The sequence below is a fragment of the Roseovarius mucosus DSM 17069 genome (assembly GCF_000768555.3).
Taxonomy (GTDB): Bacteria; Pseudomonadota; Alphaproteobacteria; order Rhodobacterales; family Rhodobacteraceae; genus Roseovarius; species Roseovarius mucosus.
The window spans coordinates 14,330-37,410 of sequence record NZ_KN293991.1; the positions used below are offsets into that span (position 1 = coordinate 14,330).

Annotated in this window: 23 protein-coding genes and 1 tRNA gene; 11 read left to right on the forward strand and 13 right to left on the reverse strand. The window is 61.6% G+C overall.

What is annotated here, in order from left to right; all coding sequences use genetic code 11:
* Positions 1-5: 5 nt before the first annotated feature.
* The 7 genes from ugpE to bhcA all read right to left on the reverse strand — a co-directional run bounded on the left by ugpE (position 6) and on the right by bhcA (position 7,654).
* On the reverse strand, positions 6-842 hold the full coding sequence (gene ugpE / locus ROSMUC_RS17800) for a sn-glycerol-3-phosphate ABC transporter permease UgpE (RefSeq protein WP_037276808.1): 837 nt from the start codon (positions 840-842) through the stop codon (positions 6-8).
* 20 nt (positions 843-862) lie between these two features.
* Positions 863-1,744, reverse strand: a complete 882-nt coding sequence (ugpA, locus tag ROSMUC_RS17805) for a sn-glycerol-3-phosphate ABC transporter permease UgpA (RefSeq protein WP_037275859.1) — start codon at positions 1,742-1,744, stop codon at positions 863-865.
* Between the two features lie 38 nt (positions 1,745-1,782).
* A complete protein-coding gene (gene ugpB / locus ROSMUC_RS17810) occupies positions 1,783-3,096 on the reverse strand; it encodes a sn-glycerol-3-phosphate ABC transporter substrate-binding protein UgpB (protein ID WP_037275863.1) in 1,314 nt (437 codons plus the stop codon).
* A 138-nt stretch (positions 3,097-3,234) separates the two neighbouring features.
* Positions 3,235-4,239, reverse strand: a complete 1,005-nt coding sequence (gene bhcD, locus ROSMUC_RS17815; protein ID WP_206018475.1) for an iminosuccinate reductase BhcD — start codon at positions 4,237-4,239, stop codon at positions 3,235-3,237.
* An 8-nt stretch (positions 4,240-4,247) separates the two neighbouring features.
* Complete coding sequence (gene bhcC / locus ROSMUC_RS17820; protein ID WP_037275865.1) at positions 4,248-5,411, reverse strand: 3-hydroxy-D-aspartate aldolase BhcC; 1,164 nt, start codon at positions 5,409-5,411, stop codon at positions 4,248-4,250.
* 68 nt (positions 5,412-5,479) lie between these two features.
* Positions 5,480-6,448: a beta-hydroxyaspartate dehydratase BhcB gene (gene bhcB / locus ROSMUC_RS17825; protein ID WP_037275867.1), complete on the reverse strand. Its 969-nt coding sequence runs from the start codon at positions 6,446-6,448 to the stop codon at positions 5,480-5,482.
* Positions 6,449-6,460: 12 nt separating this feature from the next.
* On the reverse strand, positions 6,461-7,654 hold the full coding sequence (bhcA, locus tag ROSMUC_RS17830; RefSeq protein WP_037276810.1) for an L-aspartate--glyoxylate aminotransferase BhcA: 1,194 nt from the start codon (positions 7,652-7,654) through the stop codon (positions 6,461-6,463).
* Between the two features lie 214 nt (positions 7,655-7,868).
* Between bhcA and bhcR the strand changes: the two genes are divergently transcribed.
* Complete coding sequence (gene bhcR, locus ROSMUC_RS17835) at positions 7,869-8,711, forward strand: HTH-type transcriptional regulator BhcR (protein WP_037275870.1); 843 nt, start codon at positions 7,869-7,871, stop codon at positions 8,709-8,711.
* On the opposite strand, the gene ROSMUC_RS17840 is transcribed toward bhcR, so the two are convergent.
* Positions 8,683-9,549, reverse strand: a complete 867-nt coding sequence (locus ROSMUC_RS17840) for a MurR/RpiR family transcriptional regulator (protein WP_037275872.1) — start codon at positions 9,547-9,549, stop codon at positions 8,683-8,685. The two genes, bhcR and ROSMUC_RS17840, sit on opposite strands and share 29 nt — an antisense overlap.
* Positions 9,550-9,677: 128 nt before the next feature.
* Here ROSMUC_RS17840 and ROSMUC_RS17845 point away from each other — a divergent pair, with 128 nt between their 5' ends.
* The 7 genes from ROSMUC_RS17845 to ROSMUC_RS17875 all read left to right on the forward strand — a co-directional run bounded on the left by ROSMUC_RS17845 (position 9,678) and on the right by ROSMUC_RS17875 (position 17,558).
* Positions 9,678-10,469: an N-formylglutamate amidohydrolase gene (locus tag ROSMUC_RS17845; RefSeq protein WP_037275874.1), complete on the forward strand. Its 792-nt coding sequence runs from the start codon at positions 9,678-9,680 to the stop codon at positions 10,467-10,469.
* Positions 10,462-11,070, forward strand: a complete 609-nt coding sequence (locus ROSMUC_RS17850) for a TRAP transporter small permease subunit (RefSeq protein WP_037275875.1) — start codon at positions 10,462-10,464, stop codon at positions 11,068-11,070. The genes ROSMUC_RS17845 and ROSMUC_RS17850 overlap by 8 nt, the downstream gene beginning before the upstream one ends.
* Entirely contained in the window at positions 11,060-12,382 is a 1,323-nt protein-coding gene (locus ROSMUC_RS17855; RefSeq protein ID WP_037275877.1) for a TRAP transporter large permease, read from the forward strand. The genes ROSMUC_RS17850 and ROSMUC_RS17855 overlap by 11 nt, the downstream gene beginning before the upstream one ends.
* A 66-nt stretch (positions 12,383-12,448) precedes the next feature.
* Positions 12,449-13,486, forward strand: coding sequence for a TRAP transporter substrate-binding protein (locus ROSMUC_RS17860; protein ID WP_037275880.1), 1,038 nt, complete (start codon positions 12,449-12,451; stop codon positions 13,484-13,486).
* Positions 13,487-13,604: 118 nt separating this feature from the next.
* The gene (locus tag ROSMUC_RS17865; RefSeq protein WP_037276812.1) at positions 13,605-14,960 is read left to right on the forward strand and encodes a glutamine synthetase family protein; all 1,356 of its coding nucleotides are present in this window, start codon (positions 13,605-13,607) and stop codon (positions 14,958-14,960) included.
* A gap of 76 nt (positions 14,961-15,036) precedes the next feature.
* Positions 15,037-16,416, forward strand: a complete 1,380-nt coding sequence (locus ROSMUC_RS17870; protein WP_425442851.1) for an aldehyde dehydrogenase family protein — start codon at positions 15,037-15,039, stop codon at positions 16,414-16,416.
* The gene (locus tag ROSMUC_RS17875) at positions 16,413-17,558 is read left to right on the forward strand and encodes an iron-containing alcohol dehydrogenase (protein ID WP_037275883.1); all 1,146 of its coding nucleotides are present in this window, start codon (positions 16,413-16,415) and stop codon (positions 17,556-17,558) included. Before ROSMUC_RS17870 ends, ROSMUC_RS17875 begins: the two co-directional genes overlap by 4 nt.
* A gap of 37 nt (positions 17,559-17,595) precedes the next feature.
* On the opposite strand, the gene ROSMUC_RS17880 is transcribed toward ROSMUC_RS17875, so the two are convergent.
* Together ROSMUC_RS17880 and ROSMUC_RS17885 are read right to left on the reverse strand one after the other, a co-directional pair.
* Positions 17,596-18,756 (reverse strand): geranylgeranyl reductase family protein, encoded by a 1,161-nt coding sequence (locus ROSMUC_RS17880; RefSeq protein WP_037275885.1) that lies wholly within the window; start codon positions 18,754-18,756, stop codon positions 17,596-17,598.
* Between the two features lie 3 nt (positions 18,757-18,759).
* Entirely contained in the window at positions 18,760-19,215 is a 456-nt protein-coding gene (locus ROSMUC_RS17885) for an Lrp/AsnC family transcriptional regulator (RefSeq protein WP_037275888.1), read from the reverse strand.
* Between the two features lie 119 nt (positions 19,216-19,334).
* Between ROSMUC_RS17885 and ROSMUC_RS17890 the strand changes: the two genes are divergently transcribed.
* From ROSMUC_RS17890 to ROSMUC_RS17900, 3 genes are all read left to right on the forward strand, one after another.
* Positions 19,335-20,381 (forward strand): Glu/Leu/Phe/Val family dehydrogenase, encoded by a 1,047-nt coding sequence (locus tag ROSMUC_RS17890; RefSeq protein ID WP_037276814.1) that lies wholly within the window; start codon positions 19,335-19,337, stop codon positions 20,379-20,381.
* A gap of 74 nt (positions 20,382-20,455) precedes the next feature.
* Positions 20,456-21,379: a hypothetical protein gene (locus ROSMUC_RS17895; RefSeq protein ID WP_037275891.1), complete on the forward strand. Its 924-nt coding sequence runs from the start codon at positions 20,456-20,458 to the stop codon at positions 21,377-21,379.
* A gap of 88 nt (positions 21,380-21,467) precedes the next feature.
* Positions 21,468-21,541 (forward strand) — tRNA-Gly (locus tag ROSMUC_RS17900).
* A 7-nt stretch (positions 21,542-21,548) separates the two neighbouring features.
* On the opposite strand, the gene pyrF is transcribed toward ROSMUC_RS17900, so the two are convergent.
* From pyrF to ROSMUC_RS17915, 3 genes are all read right to left on the reverse strand, one after another.
* Entirely contained in the window at positions 21,549-22,241 is a 693-nt protein-coding gene (gene pyrF / locus ROSMUC_RS17905) for an orotidine-5'-phosphate decarboxylase (protein ID WP_037275893.1), read from the reverse strand.
* A gap of 56 nt (positions 22,242-22,297) precedes the next feature.
* Complete coding sequence (locus ROSMUC_RS17910) at positions 22,298-22,552, reverse strand: hypothetical protein (RefSeq protein WP_037275895.1); 255 nt, start codon at positions 22,550-22,552, stop codon at positions 22,298-22,300.
* 146 nt (positions 22,553-22,698) lie between these two features.
* Positions 22,699-22,953: a hypothetical protein gene (locus tag ROSMUC_RS17915; protein ID WP_037275897.1), complete on the reverse strand. Its 255-nt coding sequence runs from the start codon at positions 22,951-22,953 to the stop codon at positions 22,699-22,701.
* Positions 22,954-23,081 lie beyond the last annotated feature (128 nt).

The following is a 23,081-nucleotide window of genomic DNA, read 5'->3' on the forward strand; positions in this document are numbered from 1 at the left end:
TGGGTCTATTTCTCGCTGTCCACGAGGCCGCGGATAAAGAGTTTCTGCATCGAGATGACCACCACCACCGGCGGGATCATCGCAAGGATCGAGGTGGCCATGATCACCGGCCAATCGGCCACGTCATCGCCCGATGGAAACATCTGGCGGATGCCCATGACGATCGTGTTCATCGACGGATCCGTGGTGATCAGAAGGGGCCAGAGATACTGGTTCCAGCCATAGATGAAGAGGATCACGAAAAGCGCCGCGATATTGGTGCGGCTCATCGGCAATAGGATATCGCGAAAGAACTGCATCGGGCTCGCCCCGTCGACGCGCGCCGCTTCGGCCAACTCATCGGGAATAGTGAGGAAGAATTGACGAAAGAGAAAGGTTGCAGTGGCCGACGCGACAAGCGGAAAGATCAGACCCTGATAACTGTTGAGCATGCCAAAGCCAGCGATGACTTCATAGGTCGGCACGATCCGCACCTCGACCGGGAGCATCAAGGTGAGGAAGATCAACCAGAAGAACATATTGCGCCCCGGAAAGCGGAAATAGACGATGGCAAAGGCAGAGGTGAGCGAGATGATGATCTTGCCCACGGCAATCCCCACCGCCATGACCAGCGAATTGCCCAGCATGGTCAGCACCGGCACGTTGACGCCCGAGAAAAGGGCTGCGGTGTAATTCTCGATCAGTTGGTCACCGGGCCAGAGCGGCATCGGCGGGCGCACGATTTCCGGCTGCGTCACGGTCGAGGCAACGAAAGCCAGCCAGATCGGAAAGAAAATCACGAGCACGCCCGCGATCATGCACAGATGCGTGAGCCAAAGACCCGCACCGCGCCGCTCCACCATGCCTGTGATCTCGCGCGCCATCAGTAATGCACCCGTTTCTCGATGTATTTGAATTGCAGCACCGTGAGCAGGCCCACGACCACCAACAGGATCACCGATTGCGCGGCGCTAGACCCCAGATCCTGACTGACAAAGCCATCGGAAAACACCTTGTAGACGAGTATCGTCGTGGATTGCTGCGGCCCACCGGCAGTGATGGTGTGGATCACGCCGAAGGTTTCGAAAAACGCATAGACGATATTGACCACGAGCAGGAAAAACGTGGTGGGCGACAGGAGCGGCAGCACGATGGTAAAGAACCGCCGCCAAAAGCGCGCGCCGTCGATGGCAGCGGCCTCGATGATCGAGCGGGGCACGGCCTGAAGCGCGGCAAAGAAGAACAGGAAATTATAGCTGATCCGCCCCCAGGCAGAGGCGGCGACGACCAGCCCCATCGCCTCGGTCCCGTTCAGCACATGGTTCCAGTCATAGCCCAATTGCCCCAGATACCACGACACCACGCCCACGCGGGTGTTGAACATGAACATCCACAGCACCCCCGCGATGGCCGGGGCCACGGCATAGGGCCATATGAGCAGCGTCCGGTATGTGCCCGCCGATTTCACCAGCCGGTCGGCCATGACCGCCAGAAACAGCGCCGGGATCATCGACGCCAGCGTGACCAGCGTGGAAAATACCGCCGTGGTCACAAAGGATGCGCGGTAATAGGGATCGCCAAGAAGATACTCGAAATTCCCCAGCCCCACGAATTGCGACGACAGGCCGAAAGGATCAGGGATAAAGAGCGACTGCCAGACCGCCTGCCCCGCCGGATAAAAGAAGAACACCGCAGAGATCAACACCTGCGGGGCAATCAGGCAGAGCGGCAAGAGCCAGCCCTTGAAGGTGACACGTTTTTCCATGCACGGTCAGGGGCCGGTTGCCCGGCCCCGCCCTTGTCTCAGCGATTGGCTTGCTCGAAGCGGCGCAGCAGTTGATTGCCGCGTTCCACCGCCGTATCCAGCGCCGCCTGAGCGTCCTTGTCACCGGACCAGACCGCCTCAAGCTCTTCGTCGATGATCGCGCGGATTTGGTCAAAAGACCCAAGACGCAACCCTTTGGAATTCTCGGTCGGTTCCTTGCTGGTCATCTGGATCACGGCAATATCCGTGCCGGGGTTGGCCTCGTAGAAACCTGCCGCGCGCGTCACCTCGGCAGCGGCAGAGGTGATGGGCAGATAGCCGGTGTTCTGGTGCCATTGCGCCTGCACCTCGGGCGAAGAGAGGTAGTTGAGGAAAGCGGCGGTAGCCTTGTATTCCTCGGGCTCATGCCCGGCCAGCACCCAGAGCGACGCGCCGCCGATGATGGTATTCTGCGGCGCACCCTCGACCCCGTCCCAATAGGGCAAGGGGCGGATCTGGAAGTCGAACTGTGCCTCGGCCTTGACGCCGGCATAGCCTGCCGAGCTTTCGGTGAAGAGGGCACAGTTTCCGGCGCGGAAATTGGCCCCGGCTTCGTTGCGGCGACCGGCATAGATGAATTTGCCGTCCTGCGCCCATTCCCCCAGCTTGGAGATATGCTGCACCTGGAGCGGTCCGTTGAACACAAGTTCCGTATCCAGACCGCCAAAACCATTGGCCTGCGTGGCAAACGGCACATTGTGATAGGCCGAGAAGCTCTCGAGATGTACCCAGCTCTGCCAGGAGGTGGTGTAGGGGCAGGCATGGCCCGCCTCTTTGAGTTGGCCCAGCACCGTGTCAACGTTTTGCCATGTGCTGAGGTCCGTGTCGGGGTCGATCCCCGCCCCTTCCAGCGCGTCGCGATTCACATAGAGAACCTGCGTCGAAGAGTTGTAGGGCAACGAGAGCATTTGCCCCTCGGCGGTGGTGTAATAGCCGGTGACGGCAGAGAGGTAGGCATTGGGATCAAAGGGCAGACCCGACTCGGCCATGACCTCGTAGACCGGCTTGATTGCCCCTTTGGCGGCCATCATGCTTGCGGTGCCAACCTCGAAGACCTGGAGGATTTGCGGCTGTTCGCCCGCGCGGAACGCGGCGATCCCGGCATTCAGCGCCTCGGAATAATTGCCTTTGGGCGTGGCAGTGACCTTGTAATCGCTCTGCCCGGCGTTAAAGCCAGCAACCTGTTCATCGAGCAATTCGGCCAGCCGCCCCGTGAAGGCGTGCCAGAATTGAATCTCGGTCTGCGCTGCAGCGGTGAGTGGTGCAAGGGCCGTAGTGGCCGCAAGAATGGCGCCAAAAGCGAATTTAGACATCTGATCCTCCCTGTGGAACGCGTGCCCGGATCATCCCGTCCAGCCGCGTCTTGCGCGGTCAAGCTACACGTAAAACGCGAACAGGCAACCGTAGTAACGGCTGCCTGTGCAAATTTCACCAAACTGTTATGAACCGGATCAGCCCAGGGTGATGGGTGTCACCAGCCCTTGTTCACGCGCCAGCTTGGCCGCGACCGAGGCCACGGCAAGATCCTGAAGCCCGACGCCCGTTCCGTCAAACAGCGTGATTTCCGCCTCCGACGCGCGCCCGCCATGGGTGCCGTTGATCACAGCGCCGATGGGGGTGATGTCGCCTTCGGCAATCAGGCCCTTGGCCACCGCATGCTGTGCCTCGCCGATGGTGATCGACTGCGCGATCTCATCGGCAAAAACCGTGGCACGGGTAAAGAGCGCCGGGTCGACCTCTTGCTTGCCCTTGGTGTCGGTGCCCATGCAGGCGATATGCGTGCCGGGCTTGATCCAGTCGGCCATCATCAGCGGCTCAAAGGCTGAGGTGATCGTGATGATCACATCGGCCTGCGCACCAAGTTCCTCTTGCGTGACCGCCTCGAACTCCAGCCCCAGCTCTTTTGCCACGGCACCAAGGCGCGGCAGCATGTCGGGATGCGGGTTCCATGCCACCACCTTTTCAAACGCGCGCTGCTCGACGGCGGCACGCAACTGGAAGGTGGATTGATGCCCTGCACCGACCATGCCCAAGACTTTCGAGTCCTTGCGCGCGAGATGGGCGATCGAGACCGAGGACGACGCCGCCGTGCGAATGGCGGTCAGGTAATTGCCGCCCACCAGCGCCGAAAGACGCCCGGTATCGGGATCAAACAGGAACACGGTGGACTGATGGTTGGTCAGCCCCTTGTCCATATTGCCCGGCCAATAACCCCCGGCCTTGAGGCCCAGCGACAGGCCAGAGCGGTCAAACCCACCCTTGAAGCCATAGAGCGCATCGGCATGACCGATCGCCTCGCGAACCACCGGAAAGTTATAGGCATCGCCGCTTGCCATCGCGGCAAACACCGCCTCGACCGCGCCAAAGGCATCCGCCCGGCTGATGATTTTCTGGCAGATTTCCTCGCCGACGATCACGAAACCGTCGGCGGCCACCTGTTGTTGGGTATTCATCATGCCAGCCCTTAGTAGGCCCGGCCGCGTGCCGACACCGGCCAAACGGTTTCGACCTTGCCGCCCCGCACGCCGACATACCAGTCATGCACGTTGCAGGTCGGATCGCAGTGACCCGGCACAAGGCGCAGCTTTTCATTGACCTTGAGCACGCCATCGGGATCGGACACAACGCCATGCTCGTCCGAGCATTTGACATATTGCACATCCGTGCGGCCAAAGACGAAGGGCAGGCCCGAGTCGACCGACTGTGCCTTGAGGCCCGCGTCAACGATGGCCTTGTCGGCCTTGGCATGGCTCATGACAGAGGTCAGGATGAACAGCGCATTTTCCCATTCGCCTTGGTCAATACGCTTGCCGTCCTTGTCGAGGATGCGGCCATAATCGGCATCCATAAAGGCGTAAGAGCCACACTGAAGCTCGTTATAGACGCCCGAGTTACCTTCGAAATAGTAGCTGCCAGTGCCGCCGCCACCTACGATGTCGCACTCCAGCCCTTCGGCCTTGAGCGTGTCAACGGCATCCTTGACCTGCGCAACGGCGAGGTCGATCTTGGCCTTGCGGTCTTCGTATTTGTCCATGTGCTGCATCGCGCCCTGATAGGCTTGAATGCCCGCGAACTTGAGGCCGGGTGCGGCGTCAATCGCCTTGGCGATCTCCACCACGGCGGGGGTTGTCGTCACACCGCAGCGCCCAGCGCCACAGTCGATTTCAACGAGACATTCGATTTCGGTGCCATGCTTTTGCGCCGCCGCCGAGAGGTCGGCGACGTTGGCCAGATCATCAACGCAGCAGATGGTGCGCGCGCCAAGTTTCGGCATGCGGGCCAGACGGTCGATCTTGGCCGGATCGCGAACCTGGTTGGACACGAGAACATCCTTGATGCCGCCACGGGCAAAGACTTCGGCCTCGCTGACCTTTTGACAGCAAACGCCGCAGGCACCACCAAGGCTCTCTTGCAGCTTTGCCACGTCAACGGATTTGTGCATCTTGCCGTGCACGCGGTGGCGCATGCCATGATCGCGGGCCCAATCGCCCATTTTCTTGATGTTGCGCTCGAGAGCGTCGAGATCAAGCACCAAGCAAGGGGTCTGAATTTCGGATTCGTCCATGCCCGGCAATGCGGGAATGTCGTAGCCTACCTCATAGGCGTCGAGATTGATCGTGTCTTTCATCGGAGTTCCTCCCTGATTACGGGTTGTTCAGTTGCGGCGCGCGGGGACCGCGCACCCTACGTTATTGTTCATTTGATCCACGGCAGCGTGTCGAGATCGACATTGCCCCCCGTGATGATCACGCCGACACGCTTGCCCGCGAAAACCTCGCGGTTTTTGAGGATGGTGGCAAGGGGCACGGAACAGCTTGCCTCGATCACGATCTTCATCCGCTTCCACGTGAGCTTCATCGCGTCGATGATTTCCTCTTCGCTGGCGGTCAGGATGTCGGTCACATTATGGCTCACGAAATGCCAGGTGTTTTCCTTGAGCGGCACCTTGAGGCCATCCGCCACGGTATCGGGCGCGTCATCGGCGATGATATGGCCCGCCTTGAAGCTGCGATAGGCGTCATCGGCCTGCTCGGGCTCTGCTGCATAGATCTCGACATGCGGCGCGATGTTCGACAGCGTCAGACAGGTGCCGGACACCATACCACCCCCACCAATAGGGGCGATCACGGCATTCAGCCCCTCAACCTGCTCCATCAATTCAAGCGAACAGGTCGCCTGCCCGGTGATGACGCGCAGGTCATTGTAGGGATGCACGAATTCCGCTCCGGTTTCTGCCTGCACCTTGGCGAACACCTCTTCGCGGCTGGTCGTTGACGGCTCGCATTCCGTGATGATCCCGCCATAGCCGCGCACCGCATCCTTTTTCGCCTGCGGCGCGGTGCGGGGCATGACCACATGACAGGGGATGCCGCGCCGCCCTGCGGCATAGCTGAGCGACAGCGCATGATTGCCAGAGCTGTGGGTCGCCACGCCCATCTTGGCCATCTCGTCGGTCAACCCGAACACCGCGTTCGAGGCTCCGCGCACCTTGAAGGCCCCCGCCTTTTGGAAGTTCTCGCATTTGAAGAACAATTCCGCCCCGGTCAGCTCATTCAGATAAGACGAGGTCAGCACGGGCGTGCGGTGGATATAGGGTTTGATCCGCTCATGCGCGGCACGCACATCGTCGATGGTCAGATCGCTCGGACTACGTTGATCCAGCATTTGGTCTTCCTTTCACGCGGCTTTTTCGGCCAAAACAGGCTTGGCGGTCGAGCGGTAGTATTCCTGCGCCGCGATCACGCCAGACCCCATTTTAACGGGGTAATTCAGATCCGCCATGGCCATTTCGAGCGTTGCAAGACCCGAGAGCATCATCGACTCGGTCAGGCTCCCAAGATGGCCGATACGGAAAGCGCGGCCGTTCATTTCACCCAGCCCCACACCAAAGCTCATGCCATAGGTAGAGAACACGCGCTCGGTCAAACGGTTGCTGTCAAAGCCTTCGGGGACGAAAACCGCGCTGACCGTGTCAGAATACAGATCTGGCGTCTGCGCCACCAGTTTCAAGCCCCAAGCCGCAACCGCGAGGCGCACGCCCTCAGCAATCCGGGTGTGACGGGCATAGACATTGTCCAAGCCTTCCTCGAACAGCATGTTCAGGCTCTCGGCCATACCGTAGATCAGCTGCAGCGGCGGGGTATAGGGAAAGCCGCCCTTGGCATTTGCACCCATCATATCACGGAAATCAAAGAAGGTGCGCGGCAATTTCGCGGTTTCCATCATCGCCAGCGCCTTGGGGCTGACGGCGAGAATCGCCATGCCGGTGTTGAGCATGAAGCCCTTTTGCGACCCGGAGACTGCGATATCAACGCCCCAGGTGTCCATCTCGAAGGGCATCGAGCCCAAGGAACTGACGCAATCGACCATCAACAGCGCCGGGTGCTTGGCGGCCTTCATCGCGGCCCGAACGGCTGCAATGTTGGACACGACGCCGGTCGCGGTCTCGTTATGGGTGACGAGAACGGCCTTGATGCTGTGGCCCTTGTCGGCCGTCAGCGCCTCTTGGAAACGGTCGGCAGGGGCGCCGCTGCCCCAAGGGCATTCGATGATCTGAACATCCAGCCCGTGGCGCTCGCACATATCGATCCAGCGATGGCTGAACATGCCGTAGCGCGCCACCAGAACCTTGTCGCCGGGGCTGAGGGTGTTGGTGATCGCCGCCTCCCAGCCACCTGTGCCCGACGCGGGAAAGGTGATGATCTCACCCTTGGCCGTGCCAAAGACCGTCTTGCAGCCCTTGAGAACCGGGGCAAGCGTGTTGACGAAAGCGGGCGAGCGGTGATCCTGTGTCTGCACCTGCATGGCGCGACGCAACCGGTCGGGGATATTCGTAGGACCGGGGATGAAAACCGGGTTTTGATCTGACATTGCACCATCCTCCTCTGAGATAGCGCCAATATGGTGAAGACGGCCCCACTTTGCAATTTTCTTGAAAGGCATTTTCATTTTATTAATTAAATAAGCAAGCGCATGTTTTTATTTGATTTTCATTTTTCCAAATCCAATTTAAGGAAATGCGTGAAAATATTTTTTATTCTGCATACAATCGCCTACCGAGTGAACCAGCAAGGGAATCACGACCATGACCCAGACCAAGCGCGCGCGCGGCCGTCCGAAATCGCAGTTTGCCGATAGCAGCGCCGGGACCATGCAAGCGCTGGATCGCGCGCTATCGGTGCTGACCGCCGTGGCCCGGCAAGAGGGGGTGAACCTGACCGATCTGTCGCTCAGCCTTGGCATCCCCACCGCCACGACGCACCGGATATTGACCACCCTGCAAAAGCGCGACTTCGTGCGCTTCGACGAAGAGCGGCAGGATTGGACCATCGGCATCGAGGCCTACCGCACCGGCGTTGCCTATCTCAAACGCACCAATCTGGCCGATGCGGGCCGGCCCGTGATGCGCCGATTGATGGAGCAGACCGGCGAAACCGCGAATCTCGCGGTGCCGGACGGGGCCGAAGTGGTCTTTATCGGCCAGGTCGAGACTCAGAATCCGATCCGCGCCTTCTTTCCGCCCGGATCACGCACGCCGATGCATGCATCCGGCACCGGCAAGGCGATTCTGGCCGCACTGCCCGAGGATCGGCTGATGGCCTTGCTCAAGGGCGCAGGCCTCAAGGGGTTTACCGAAGAAACCCTGATCACCCCGCGCGCGCTTTTCGACGATCTTGCGGAAACCCGCGCGCGCGGTTGGTCGTTTGACCGCAACGAGCGGTACGACGGCATGTCCTGCATCGGGGCCGCGATATTCAACGACCGTGGCGAACCCTGCGCCGGGGTGTCCATCTCTGGCCCCAGCAGCCGGTTCCATGATGCGCAGATTTCGGAATTCGGCGCGGCCGTGGCACAGGCGGCGGCCCAGATCACCCATCTGATCGCGGGCAAGGTCGTGGCTATTTCTGAAACAGCCGGGTCGCGTTGAACAGCTCGTCCAACTGTTCATAGCGCTCGCGGGTGGCGGGCCAGCGTTCTTCTTGGACCGCCGCGATCAGCGCCTCAAGAAGCATCATGGTCGAGATGTTGGAATCCCAAGCCGAGGGGATTTCGACCCAGCAATTAAAGGTATGGGTGGCAAGGTCCGAAATTGGGCTCATCCACTGGTCGGTAATGAGCACCACGCGCACGCCACGCGCCGTGGCGATCTCGGCCAGCCGCATCAGGCTGGTTTCATAGCGACGAATATCGAACATCAGCAGGGTGTCACCCTCGACCATATCGAGCACGTAATGCGGCCATGTCGCCGAAGACGAGGTCATATGTGTGACCCGACCGCGCACCGCCTGAAAATGGGTAAAGGCGTAATCGGCCAAGGCCCGTGTGATTCGCCCCCCCACCAGATAGAGCCGCCCATCGGTATCGGCCAAGAGGCGCGCGGCCGCGTCGAACTGCGCGCTGTCGATATTGGCAAAGGTCTGTTCGATGTTCTGCGTCACCGCCTGAGCAAAGCGATTGAGCGAATGGGTGGCCGGCGCCTCAGAGGCCCAATTGGCGCGGCGTTGGGTCGGGCCAGAGACCTTGGCCTCCAACTCTTTCAACAGCGCCTGATGGAATTGCGGATACCCCTTGAAGCCCAGTTTCTGCACCATGCGCGCGATCGTCGGCGTGGAGACACCCGCATTCGCCGCGACGATGGTGATCGAGGCGAGACCAGCCGCCGGATAACTGTCCAAGAGCGCCTGCGCGAACTTGCGCTCGGATTGGGTGAGGGCGCTGTAATGCGCGCGGATCAGGTCGCGCACGGTTGGCGGAGGCTTGGTCACATCGCGGCTCCTGAACGGGTGCTGTCGAAACAGGCAGGCCGGATCTTATTCCGGTGATGCCCGCTGGAAATATATTGACACAATTTTCCTCATGTGGAAACATTTTTACAAATGCCGCAGGGGGGCGCATGACAAACGATCTGCACCGGGATGATTCTGACGTGGTCGACGTGATCGACGCGCAGGCCACTGGCCCGGCGTTGATCCTGTGCGAACATGCGTCGAACTTCATTCCCGCGCGTTATCAGGGCCTTGGGCTGAGCGCCGAGGCGCAGCAGAGCCATGCCGCCTGGGACCCCGGTGCGCAGGCTGTGGCGCTGACCCTGGCCAAGGCGCTCAATGCGCCGATGGTGGCGGCCAAGGTGTCGCGCCTCGTCTATGACTGCAACCGGCCCCCCGAGGCGGCAAGTGCCATGCCGGACCGCTCCGAACTGATCGAGGTGCCTGGCAATCGCAACCTGACCGAGGCGGAGCGCGCCGACCGGGCCGCGCAGGTCTACGCGCCGTTCTGCAGCGCTGTCAGCCAGGTGATCGCCGCGCGCAAGGCGGCGGGGCTGGCCACCGCGCTGATCACAATGCACAGCTTTACCCCGGTCTGGTTCGGCACCCCCCGCGCCTGCGAAATCGGCATCCTCCATGACAAGGACACGCGGCTCGCCGATGCCATGCTGGCCGAGGCGCACCGCCTGCCCCATCGGGTGATCCGGCGCAACGATCCCTATGGCCCCGAGGATGGCGTGACCCATTCCCTGAAACTGCACGGGCTGGCGCATGACCTGCCCAATGTGATGATCGAGATCCGCAATGACCTCTTGCAAGATGCCGCCGCCGAGGCGCGCATGGCCGACGAGATGCTGACCTTGCTGCGCCCAGCGCTCAGTGCCCTAGGCGCAACGATACAAGGGGGCGCACATGCTTAGAACCATGCGCGCCTACATCCGCATCATCGACGCGATGAACCGCTTTATCGGGCGAATCGCGATGTATCTGATTTTCGCGCTGGTCGGGGTGCTCTTGTGGTCCTCGGTCTCCAAGACATTCTTCACCCCCGCACTCTGGACGCTGGAGACAGCGCAATTCGTGATGGTCGCCTATTACGTTCTGGGCGGGCCCTATTCGATCCAGATGGGCAGCAATGTGCGGATGGACCTGTTTTACGGCGATTGGTCGAACCGCACGCGTGCCATGGTCGACGTGATCACAGTGTTCTTTCTGCTCTTCTACCTTGGCGTGTTGCTCTATGGCGGGATCAGCTCGACCGCTTATTCCCTAGGCTACTTCGGTACCGAACCCATGGTGTTTTTCGGGGACCTCCTGCGAACGCTTGTGACAGAAGGTGCCGAGGCCGCACGCGCCAAGATCGGCGTGCTGGAGCGCAGCTCGACCGTCTGGCGCCCCGTGATCTGGCCGATCAAGACGATCCTCGTCTTCGGCGTTTTCCTGATGCTGTTGCAGACACTGGCAGAGCTGTGTCGCGACATTCTGCGGCTGCGCGGCGAGGAGGTACCAAGTGTCCTATGAAATGATCGCGCTCTTCATGTTCGCGACCATGATGGTGATGCTCTTCACCGGGCAGCGCGTCTTTGGTGCCATCGGCTTTGTTGCGGTCATCGCGGCGCTGTTGCTCTGGGGCGACCGGGGCGGGTTCGATATCGCCTTTGCCTCGGCGATCAAGCTGATGAACTGGTATCCGCTGCTGACGCTGCCGATGTTCATCTTCATGGGCTACGTGATGAGCGAGAGCCGCATCGCCGACGACCTCTACAAGATGTTCCACGTCTGGATGGGACCAGTGCGCGGCGGGCTTGCCATCGGCACGATCGGCCTCATGGTGCTGGTGTCGGCCATGAACGGCCTCAGCGTGGCAGGCATGGCGATCGGGGCAACGATTGCCCTGCCGGAATTGCTGCGGCGCGGCTATGACAAGATCATGGTGACAGGGGTCATTCAGGCGGGATCGAGCCTTGGCATCCTCGTGCCGCCCTCTGTCGTGCTGGTGCTCTATGCGATGATCGCACGACAGCCCGTGGGTCAACTTTGGCTCGCGGGGATCATGCCAGGGCTGCTGATGGCCGCGCTCTTTATCCTCTACATCTATGTGCGCTGCCGCATGCAGCCGCATCTTGGCCCGGTCCTGCCGCCAGACGAGCGCACCATGCCTCTCGGCGAAAAGCTGAGACTTCTGCGCGCCGGTCTGCTGCCGCTGTTCATCTTTGCCGCGATGATGGTGCCCTTTGTGAACGGCTGGACAAGCCTTGTCGAAAGCTCGGCCATCGGTGCGATGACTGCCTTTATGGCCGCCGTGCTCAAGGGGCGGATGACGAAGACCGTGTTTGAAACCTCGGTCCGCATGACGCTCGGCATTTCCTGCATGTTCATGTGGATCATCCTTGCCGCCCTCGCCTTTGGCGCCGTGTTCGACGGGCTGGGCGCGGTCAAGGCGATCGAGAGCCTGTTCACTGAAAAGCTGGGGCTTGATCCATGGGTGATCCTGATCCTGATGCAGCTCAGCTTCATCGTCATGGGCACATTCCTCGACGATACGGCCATGCTGGTGATCGTGGCCCCGCTCTATGTGCCGCTGGTCGGCGCGCTCGGCTTTGATCTTATATGGTATGGCGTGCTCTACACGATCACCACGCAGATCGCCTATATGACGCCGCCCTTTGGCTATAACCTGTTCCTGATGCGGGCCATGGCCCCGCCCGAAATCACCCTGCGCGACATCTATCGCTCGATCCTGCCCTTCGTGCTTGTCATGATGCTGGCACTGGCCCTTGTGATCATCTTTCCGCAGATCGCGCTCTGGCTGCCGCAGCTTGTTTATGGATGATGGAATAACCCGAGAACTCCGCCAACGGAGCAAACCAAACAGTGCAACCAACAGGAGTATCAAGACATGACCACCAGAAGAAAATTTCTCACCACCGCCGGGGTAGGTGCTGCGGCGACGCTCGCGAGCCCCGCCATCGTCAAGGCACAAGCCCCGATCAAGTGGCGGATGCAGACCTATGCAGGCGGCGCCTTGGGCGAGCATGTGACCAAGCCGATGGTCGATTTTGTCAACAGTGCTGCCAATGGTGAAATGGAGATCGAGCTATTCTATGCCGATCAGATCGTGCCCACCGGAGAGCTGTTTCAGGCCCTCCAGCGCGGCACCATCGACGCGGTCCATTCCGATGACGATTCAATGGCATCGCCCACACCGCTGCGGCAGTTCGGCGGCTATTTCCCCTTTGCCACCAAGCATATCCTCGATGTGCCGGTGCTCTTTAACCAATACGGCCTCGCCGACATCTGGCGCGACGAATACGCCAAGGTTGGCGTGCAGTGGATTTCCTCGGCAGGACAGGATCCGTGCAACTTCAACACCAAGAAAGAGATCAAGTCTGTCGCCGATCTTGACGGGCTCAAGCTCTATACCTTCCCCACGGCCGGGCGGTTCCTGGCCAAGTTTGGCGTCGTGCCGGTCAACATTCCCTATGCGGATGCCGAGGTGGCGGTGCAGACCGGCGAGTTGGACGGCATGGCATGGTCGGGGATCACCGAGGATTACACGGTCGGTTGGGCCAACGTGACCGACTATTTCCTGACCAACAACATCTCGGGGGCGTGGATCGGATCTTGGTTCGTGAACCAGAGGCAGTGGGCCGATCTGCCAGATCACCTCAAGCAGTTGGTGATGGCCGCGACCGACGCCAGCCACACCTATCGCAATCAGTGGTATTGGGGCGGCGAAGCGCGCCTGCGCGCGCGCGGCGACAAGCTGGAACTGCGCACGGTGCCCGCCGATGAATGGGCCGAAGTCGAGAATGCCGCCAAGGAGTTCTGGACCGAGATCGCCGCAGAAGGCGAGATCGAGGCAAAGATCGTCGGCATCTTCCGCGAGTATAACGAGGTAATCAACAAGGCTGGTCCTCCCTATACCAACGGCTGATCGCCCTGCGACGACACCGCCCGGCCCCGTCCAGACGCGGGGCCGGGTCACGTAAAGACACCCGCCGAATACCGATGTAATACCGACGCGATACCGCATGAAAAACAAGGACGCCGCCATGGCCCTCAGTCTCGAAGATCTCAAATCGAAGGTTGCCGCCGGCACGGTCGATACCGTGCTCGTTTGTCTCGTGGACATGCAGGGGCGGCTCATGGGCAAACGATTTCACGCCAGCCATTTTGTCAACAGCGCTTGGGAAGAAACCCATTGCTGTAATTACTTGCTGGCCACCGATCTGGAGATGACCACGCCCGAGGGCTTTGCCGCCACAAGCTGGGAGCGCGGCTATGGCGACTATGTGATGAAGCCCGATCTGAGCACGCTGCGCCCGATGCCTTGGCTGGAGGGCACGGTGATGGTGCTCTGCGATGTGCTCGATCACCACACCCATGCGCCGGTCCCCCATAGTCCTCGTGCCATGCTCAAGGGGCAATTGGCGCGGCTCGATGCCATGGGCTTTGACGCGATGATGGCAACGGAACTCGAGTTCTTCCTGTTTGAGAAGAGCTATGACGAAATCCGCAAATCCGGCTATCGCGACCTCACACCTCTGGCGGGCTATAACGAGGATTACAATATCTTCCAGACCACCAAGGAAGAGCATGTAATGCGGCCCATCCGCAATCATCTCTATGCCGCCGGTCTGCCCATCGAAAACACCAAGGGCGAGGCAGAGGCAGGGCAAGAAGAGCTCAACATCAAATACGCGCCCGCGCTCGATACCGCCGACTACCACACCATCGCCAAACACGCGATCAAGGAGATTGCCTGGCAACAGGGTCATGCGGCCAGCTTTTTGCCGAAATGGGATCACCGGCGCGTCGGCTCGTCCAGTCATGTGCATCAGTCGCTCTGGCAGGATGGCAAACCGGCGTTCTTCGATCCCGAGGACAGCCTCGGGATGTCGCAACTGATGAAACATTACATGGCGGGCCTGCTGAAATACGCGCCCGATTACACTTATTTCCTCGCCCCCTATATCAACAGCTACAAGCGGTTCCAGAAGGGCACCTTTGCGCCCACGCGCATCCTGTGGTCGGTGGACAATCGCACCGCCGGCTTCCGCCTCTGCGGGGAAGGGTCCAAGGCGGTGCGCGTGGAATGCCGCGTGGGTGGCTCGGATCTCAACCCCTACCTCGCGATGGCGGCGATGCTGGCGGCGGGCATCAAGGGCATCGAGGACAAGCTGGAACTGGCCCCGCCCGCGACCGGGGATGCCTATAGCGGCGAGAGCGGCCGCATTCCCGAAACGCTGCGCGATGCCTATCGCACGCTGAAAGACTCGCAATTCCTGCGCGACACCTTTGGTGATGAGGTCATAGATCACTATGCCCGCGCCGCGGAGGTCGAGATCGAGGATTTCGACCGCGTGGTCACGGATTACGAGGTGGCGCGCGGATTCGAGCGGGCCTGAGCGCCGCGCGCTCGGACTTGAGTACTTGTTGAACGATGAAAGGACGGGCGTCACGCCCGCGATCAAGGATGCGATCATGCAGACATTGAAATGTATCTCACCCATCGACGGATCGGTCTATGCCGAGCGTCCCGTGCTGTCCTTGGCTGCGGCGCAAGCGGCGGCCGAACGGGCACGCACAGCGCAGTCGGCATGGGCGGCGCGCCCCTTGCAAGAGCGCATCCAACTGGTGATGGCCGGTGTCGCCGCCGTGGGGGCGATGAATGACGACATCGTGCCGGAACTGGCGCATATGATGGGTCGCCCGGTGCGCTATGGTGGGGAATTCCACGGCTTTAACGAACGCGCCAGCCATATGGCAACGATTGCCCAAGGCGCGTTGGCCGACATCGCCGTGGGCGAAGATGCCACCTTCCTGCGCTATATCAAACGTGTGCCGCATGGCGTGGTCTTTGTCGTGGCGCCGTGGAACTATCCCTACATGACCGCGATCAACACCGTGGCCCCCGCGCTCATCGCAGGCAACACCGTGGTTTTGAAACATGCGACGCAAACCCTCCTCGTGGGCGAGCGCATGGCGCGCGCTTTCCACGAGGCAGGCGTGCCCGAAGATGTGTTCCAGAACGTCTTTCTCGATCACGACACCACGTCTGCGCTGATCGCAGGCGGTGCCTTCAACTTCATCAACTTCACCGGCTCTGTCGGCGGCGGGCGCGCGATGGAGCGGGCGGCAGCGGGCACCTTTACCGGGCTTGGTCTGGAACTTGGCGGCAAAGACCCCGGCTATGTGATGGAGGATGCCGATCTGGACGCAGCGGTTGAGACGCTGATTGACGGGGCGATGTTCAATTCCGGGCAATGCTGTTGCGGGATCGAACGCATTTATGTGCACCAGAGCCTCTATGATGCCTTTGTCGAGAAATCCGTGGCGCTGGTGAACACCTACAAGCTGGGCAATCCGCTGATCGCTGAAACCACCATCGGGCCGATGGCGAATGTGCGCTTTGCCGCAGAGGTGCGCGCGCAGGTGGCCGAGGCGCTCGAAATGGGGGCATCGGCGCATATCGCCACCATGCCCGAGGATGACGGTGCGGCGTATCTCACGCCGCAAATCCTGACGAATGTAACCCACAAGATGCGCGTCATGCGCGACGAGAGCTTTGGCCCCGTCGTGGGCATCATGCCCGTCGCCTCGGATGACGAAGCCGTCGCGCTGATGAATGACAGCGAATTTGGCCTGACCGCCAGTCTCTGGACCGCCGACGTCGCCCGCGCGCAGGCGGTGGGCGACCGGATCGAGACCGGCACGGTATTCCTCAACCGTGCCGATTATCTCGATCCCGGTCTCTGCTGGACCGGCTGCAAGAACACCGGGCGCGGCGGCGGTCTCTCGGTGATCGGCTATCACAACCTCACGCGCCCCAAATCCTACCATCTCAAGAAGGTGACGAAATGACCCTGACTGCCAACTGGTCCTATCCGACCGCGATCAAATTCGGCGCTGGCCGGATTGCCGAACTGCCCGCCGCCTGTGCGCAGGCCGGGATCAAACGCCCGCTTCTCGTGACCGACAAGGGTCTTGCGGGCTTGCCGGTGACGGCCCGCACGCTCGACATTCTCGACGCCGCGGGCCTTGGCCGCGCGATGTTCTCAGAGGTCGATCCCAACCCCAACGAGATCAACCTCGAGGCCGGGGTTGCCGCCTACAAGGCGGGCGGGCATGACGGCGTGATCGCCTTTGGCGGCGGCTCGGGTCTTGATTTGGGTAAATGCGTGGCCTTCATGGCGGGGCAGACGCGGCCCGTGTGGGATTTCGAGGACATCGGCGATTGGTGGACGCGCGCGAATGCCGATGCCATCGCACCAATCATCGCCGTGCCCACCACCGCCGGGACCGGCTCGGAAGTGGGGCGCGCCAGCGTGATCACCAATTCCGTGACCCATGCGAAAAAGATCATCTTTCACCCCAAATTCCTGCCCACAGTCGTGATCTGCGATCCCGAACTGACCGTCGGCATGCCGAAATTCATCACCGCAGGCACCGGGCTTGACGCTTTTGCTCATTGCGTCGAGGCTTTCTCTTCGCCCCATTACCACCCGATGTCGCAGGGCATAGCCCTTGAGGGCATGCGCCTTGTGATCGACTACCTGCCGCGCGCCTATGCCGATGGCACGGATATCGAGGCGCGCGCCCAGATGATGAGCGCAGCCGCCATGGGCGCCACCGCGTTTCAAAAAGGTCTCGGCGCCATCCACGCCATGAGCCACCCGATCGGGGCGCATTTCAACACCCACCACGGCACCACCAATGCGGTCTGCATGCCCGCCGTGCTCGACCTCAACGCCGATGTGATCCGCGACCGGTTTGACCGGGCGGCAGGGTATCTTGGAATTGAGGGCGGCTATGATGGATTCCGCGCCTTCGTGCAGGACTTCAACGACAGCCTCGGCATCCCGCGCCGCCTGAGCGATCTGGGCGTGACCGAGGCCGCGATCCCCGACCTCGTACGAGATGCGCTGACCGATCCGAGCTGTGGCGGCAACCCGGTGACACTGACCGAGGCCAATCTGACCGCGCTTTTCAAGGCGGCACTCTGAAGGTTTGGGGGACAATGTCCCCCATCCCTCCACCCCGTCAGAGGCGGGCGCGCAGTGCCATCAGCCCGAAGCGCGGCAGGCGCAGCACCAACCGTGCCAAAATCTGCTCATACTCCGCCTCGCCCGCCATCAAGCGCAGGTAATCGCGCCGCAAGGTGGAGGAGCGTTGAAAGGCGCGAGCAAAGCCCGGCTCTAGCGCGGGCAGGAAGATGACCGGACGGATCAACCGCGCCATACGCAATGCGCGATGCATAGGGCGCAAGGCACGGCAGTAATGGGGTAATGCGGTCTCTGGTTGCCCGGCACTCAACGCCGCAAGCGCCGCCTTGGCCGCCAACTGTCCGCTCTGCATCGCATAGCCGATGCCTTCGCCCGTGATCGGATCAACCAGCCCCGCCGCATCCCCCGCTAGCAGCACGGCACCTTGCCCCGGCACGTTGCGGAAATCCCCAAAGGGCAGGAATTGCCCTTTGAAAGACGCCTCAGCCGCGTCGATCCCCAGCATCTCGCAATAGGCGGACATGGCGCGTTTCATCTCGGGGTTCCTGGCCAAGACCCCACCCACGCCCACCGTGGTCGAACAGCGCTTGGGAAAGACCCAACCATAGCCCCACTGCGCCGCCCCCAAATCAATGCGGATCGGCGCGGCAGGATCCACATGCGCGCCGTCCGCCTCGATCTCTAGCCCAAAGCCGATGCGCGCGCGGTCAAACGGCTGGCCAAAAAGCTCCCGTGCCACTTGGCTATTGACCCCGTCCGCACCGATCAGCACGCCATAGCCAAGCATCGCGCCGCCTTTGAGCTTCACCGTTCCGCTGTCACGGTCGATCTCTGCCACCGCCTGCCCGGTGAAATCCTGCGCACCCGCAGCCAACGCATGACGGCAAAGCATGGCATCCATATCCCACCGCATCGTGGCGCAAAGGGCTGGTGCATCCTCGATGATCCCCACCGGCTGACCACGATAGCGGAAATCGACCGTGGTCTTGCGGTCCTCCGGATGAAACGGCATCTCATGTCCGAAAATATCGGCATAGTGGCGCCGCGCACGCCCGGTAACGAGGCCACCGCAGAGCTTGTCGCGCGGAAAGGTCCTGCGGTTGATCAGAGCCACGCGCAACCCGGTCTGCGCCGCCACAAAGGCAGCAGAGGCACCTGCGGGTCCGGCCCCGATCACGATCACGTCGAAGCGGTCCACCCCTCAGACCTCTGGCAGGGCATCGCGCCGGATCATGGTGCGCAGCGCGAAACTTGACCGCATCGATCGGATGCCCGGGGTCTGCATCAACCCCTCTTCCAGAAAGCGGTCGAAATCCCTCAGATCGGCCGCCACCACCCGCAAGAGCACATCCCGTGTGCCGGTCATCAGGTAACATTCCATCACCTCGTCGAACCGCCTCAGGCGCGTCTCAAAGGCCGAAATCGCATCCCTTGTGTGATGCTCCAACTCGACGAAGATAAAGGCGTTGAGTGGCAGGCCGAGCTTTTCCTGGTTCACCCGAGCCGCATAGCCGGTGATGACCCCCTCTGTTTCAAGCCGCGCGATGCGCCGCGCCAGAGGCGTGGGCGAAAGACCCACCGCCGCCGACAGGTCGGCGAGCTTCTGGCGTCCGTCGCGTTGCAGGGCAGCGATGATCTGGCGGTCGATGCGATCCATTTTCCCTACTCTTTCCCCGTTTTTTGGGGATATCACCCAAAGGTCACGCGCAATTGACAAGAGTTTGCTGTTTTATCGCGCCTGACCGCTCTTACCTTGTGGGCAAGGAGGAGTCCAACATGCTCACACGTCTGGCGATATCCACACATGAAGAAGTTTACCGCGTCGAAGATCGCGAAAGCGGCCTGCGCGGGTTTATCGCGTTGCATTCCACGCGGCTTGGCCCTGCTGCGGGCGGCCTGCGTATGCGCACCTACGAGGGCGACGACGCCGCCCTTGAGGATGTGCTCAACCTCTCGCGCGGCATGAGCTACAAGAACGCGGCCGCCGGACTGCCCTTGGGCGGGGGCAAGGCCGTCATCCTGGGCGATCCCGACCACGCCAAGACACCGGCACTGCTGCGCGCCATGGGGCGCGCGATCAACAGGCTTCAGGGGCGCTATTGGACCGCCGAGGATATGGGCATGTCCCCCGAGGATATGGCCGAGCTTTCCCGCGAGACACGATTTGTCGCCGGTCTGAACAGCGGCACACATGCCAGCGGCGATCCCTCCCCGGTGACCGCGCGGGGCGTGCTGGGCGCGATGCGGGCCGGGGCGGCACAGCTTTGGGGCACGCAGAACCTCAGCGGTCGGCATGTGGCGGTGCAAGGGCTGGGCCATGTCGGCTGGCATCTGTGCCACCTGCTGCACGAGTCAGGCGCCAAGCTGAGCGTGGCGGATATGAACCCCGCCCACGTGGCCAGCACTGTGCGAGAGTTTGGCGCGACCATGGTCGATCCGCGCAGCATCCATGCCGTTGATGCCGACATATTTGCCCCCTGCGCCATCGGTGGCGTTCTCAATTCCCGCAGCATCCCCGAGATAAGGGCACGGATGGTCTGCGGTGCCGCCAATAACCAACTGGCAAGCCCCGAAGATGCCGAGCGCCTGCGCGCGCGCGACATCCTCTATCTGCCCGATTACGTCGCCAATGGTGGCGGGATCGTCAACGTCGCCGCCGAAATCCTGCGCATCGCGCCGCGCGCGCCCTGGGTCGACGAGCGGCTGGACGCAATGCAGGCGCGCATGGCGCACATTCTCGCGCGCGCATCGGGCGAAGGCGTAAGCCCCGCAATGATCGCCGACCGGCTGGTCGAGGAACAACTTTTACAGGTAGCAGTCTGACGCCGCTCTACCAACGTGAATTGAGCCGGGGTTTCCGGCCTGTTACACTGTGCCAAACATGCCCGGAGGCCCTCATGCTGCGTTTGTCCCTGTCTTTTGCTCTGATCCTTGGACTGGCTGGGGGTGCCGCGGCGCAAACCGCGCTGAGCGAACGGGTTAGCCTCACGCATGGCACGTTCAGCAGCGGTGGCGGCCTCACGATTGCCACCGAACTGCGCCCGACGACAGACGGGCGCACCGCGTTATGCGGGGCCTGGTCCGAGAGCGAGCACCAGTCGAGCTATACCATAGGTGCCGCCCGCGAACTCGTGCGTTTGGCGACGGTTTACGTAGACGGTCAGCGCGTCGCCCAGAACCTCGGGGAATTGCCACAGATCGACCCAAGGCTCGATTATGCCGGCGCGCCTGCGGGTTGCCTCCTCACCTCTCTGGCATGGAAGCCGGGCCGCGTGCCCGAGGTTTTCGTGCCGCGCAAACAGGTCAGTCGCAGGAATGGCGGCGGCAGCGATCCACAGATTGATTTTACCCAGACCGGCACCGGCGCGATGAGTTCCTCTCTCCAAGTGCTCCCGTTCCTGATCCGCAACAGCCGCACCGTGCCCCTTTCGAGCGCGGCTCAGGTGGTCGAAGGACGCTATAGCAGCGGCGGCGGTCTGCGCCTCGCGGCAGAATTGCAGCCCATCAACGGGCGCGCGCATCTCTGCGGGGTCTGGTCCGATCTGCCGGGTCAGGACGCTCGCACCGAGGGACTGGGCCGCGAAATGTTGCGCCGCAGCCGCGTGACGCAATCAGGCCAGGAGATTGCCCTCGACCTTGGCAATCTGCGATGGGTAACGCCGCGCCGCGATTTCGCTGGCGCTGAGGCAACCTGCCTCGACCTTGGCACGCCTTGGCGCGCGGATCAGGCCCGCGCACCGCTCACGCTGAACCTGCCCGAAACGGTGGTCTATCGCAGCACGACCCCCAAAGGTCAAAACGTCATCCGGTTTGGCTCTTGATCCGGGCGGTTTATTCACAACGCGATCGTGAGGCCCACAAGTTTTCGCTTGAAGCAGTCCAAGCGACGGTGCTATCCAGAGCGCCGCGGCGGGTATGGTGAAAAGGTATCACGAAAGCTTCCCAAGCTTCAGTTACGGGTTCGATTCCCGTTACCCGCTCCAGAATTTCTCAGCCGCGCAATTCCGCCAGTATCGCCTCGGCCGCCGTCAGCGGGTCCTGTGCGGCCCAGATGGGCCGCCCGACCACAATGTGATCGGCCCCATCGGCGATGGCCTGTGCCGGTGTTGCCACACGTTTCTGGTCGCCGAGGGCGCTACCCGCAGGGCGCACGCCGGGGGTGACGATCAGGCGGCCTGCCGCCTCGGGCAACGCGCGGATCATCGCGGCCTCTTGCGGGCTGGCAATTACCCCATCGGCCCCGGCGTCAAAGGCGCGACCCGCACGCTCAGCCACCAGATCGGGCACATCCCCTTGCTTGATCATCCCGGCGTCCAGATCGGCTCGGTCCAGCGAGGTCAGGATCGTCACCGCGAGGATCTTCATCGGCTTGCCCGAGGCCCCCTCTTTCGCCGCGCGCACCACATGCGGATCACCATGCACGGTCAGAAAATCCAGATCAAATTGCGCCAGCCCCCGCACAGCCGCCTCGATCGTGGCACCGATGTCAAAGAGCTTCATGTCGAGGAAAATGCGCTTGCCCTGTTCGGTTTTTAGCTCATTGGCAAGGGCCAGCCCGCCGCCGGTGAGCATTCCGAGGCCGATCTTGTAAAACCCAACAGCGTCGCCCAATTGCTCGGTAAGTTTCAGTCCCGCCAGCGCGTCGGGTACATCGAGAGCTACGATCAGGCGGTCGTCGGTCATGGGGCGCGGTCCTCTGCTGTCGGATAACGCCCTTGTCGCGGGGGGGATGCGCGGCGTCAAGCCTCTGCGAACATTCCGTCAAGCGCAGAGGTGGCGAGCGTAATGCGATTCACATTCCGACGGAACTCGGGCAAACGCTTCAACTGGCGCAGGGCATCCAACCATAGCGCATCATGGCTTGCCTCTTCTGCCGGGGCCGTGACATTCAGGCTGATTTGTCCGGTTTCGGTTTCCAGCAGCAGCACGCCGCTTACGCAGGCGGCCTGACTGTCTTGGCGCAGATCGCGCGCGCGCACCTTGATGATATGCATCCTGAGAACCCTGTCACTGTTTACAACACAAACGGCCCGAAACGCCGGCTATTTATCGCGATGATACTAAAGATAGCCTCGCACAACATCACGGTGAATTCAGGACCCTTCTGCATCATTTTCTGGATAGGCCCCAGGGCTGTCGATCAGGCCGCCAAGGTGGGCATGGGGTACCCAGCCGGGCGGCGTAGCCGAATGTCTGACCGGCCAGAGCGGTGCAGATACCGCGCCCGCTCGACGAGGCCACGCATCACCCTTGCGAATTCCGCGGTCAGCGGTGCCCGGAAGAACACAGGATAAACCAGCCGCTCTTGCCCGTCGATCATTTCTGCCCGCGCGACGAAGGCCGCCCATTCGGGATTGTATCCAACCGCTTCAAGTCTCACTGCCTGCTCTGTCATTGCTCCTGACCTCCTCGAAGGGCATCACGGCCCTGTGGATAACTTTGAGAGAGATCGGTATCGCAACGGCTTATGCCAAGTCCCAGTCACGAAAACGTGGCGCTCGTACGAATCCCGCGCGATCTGTC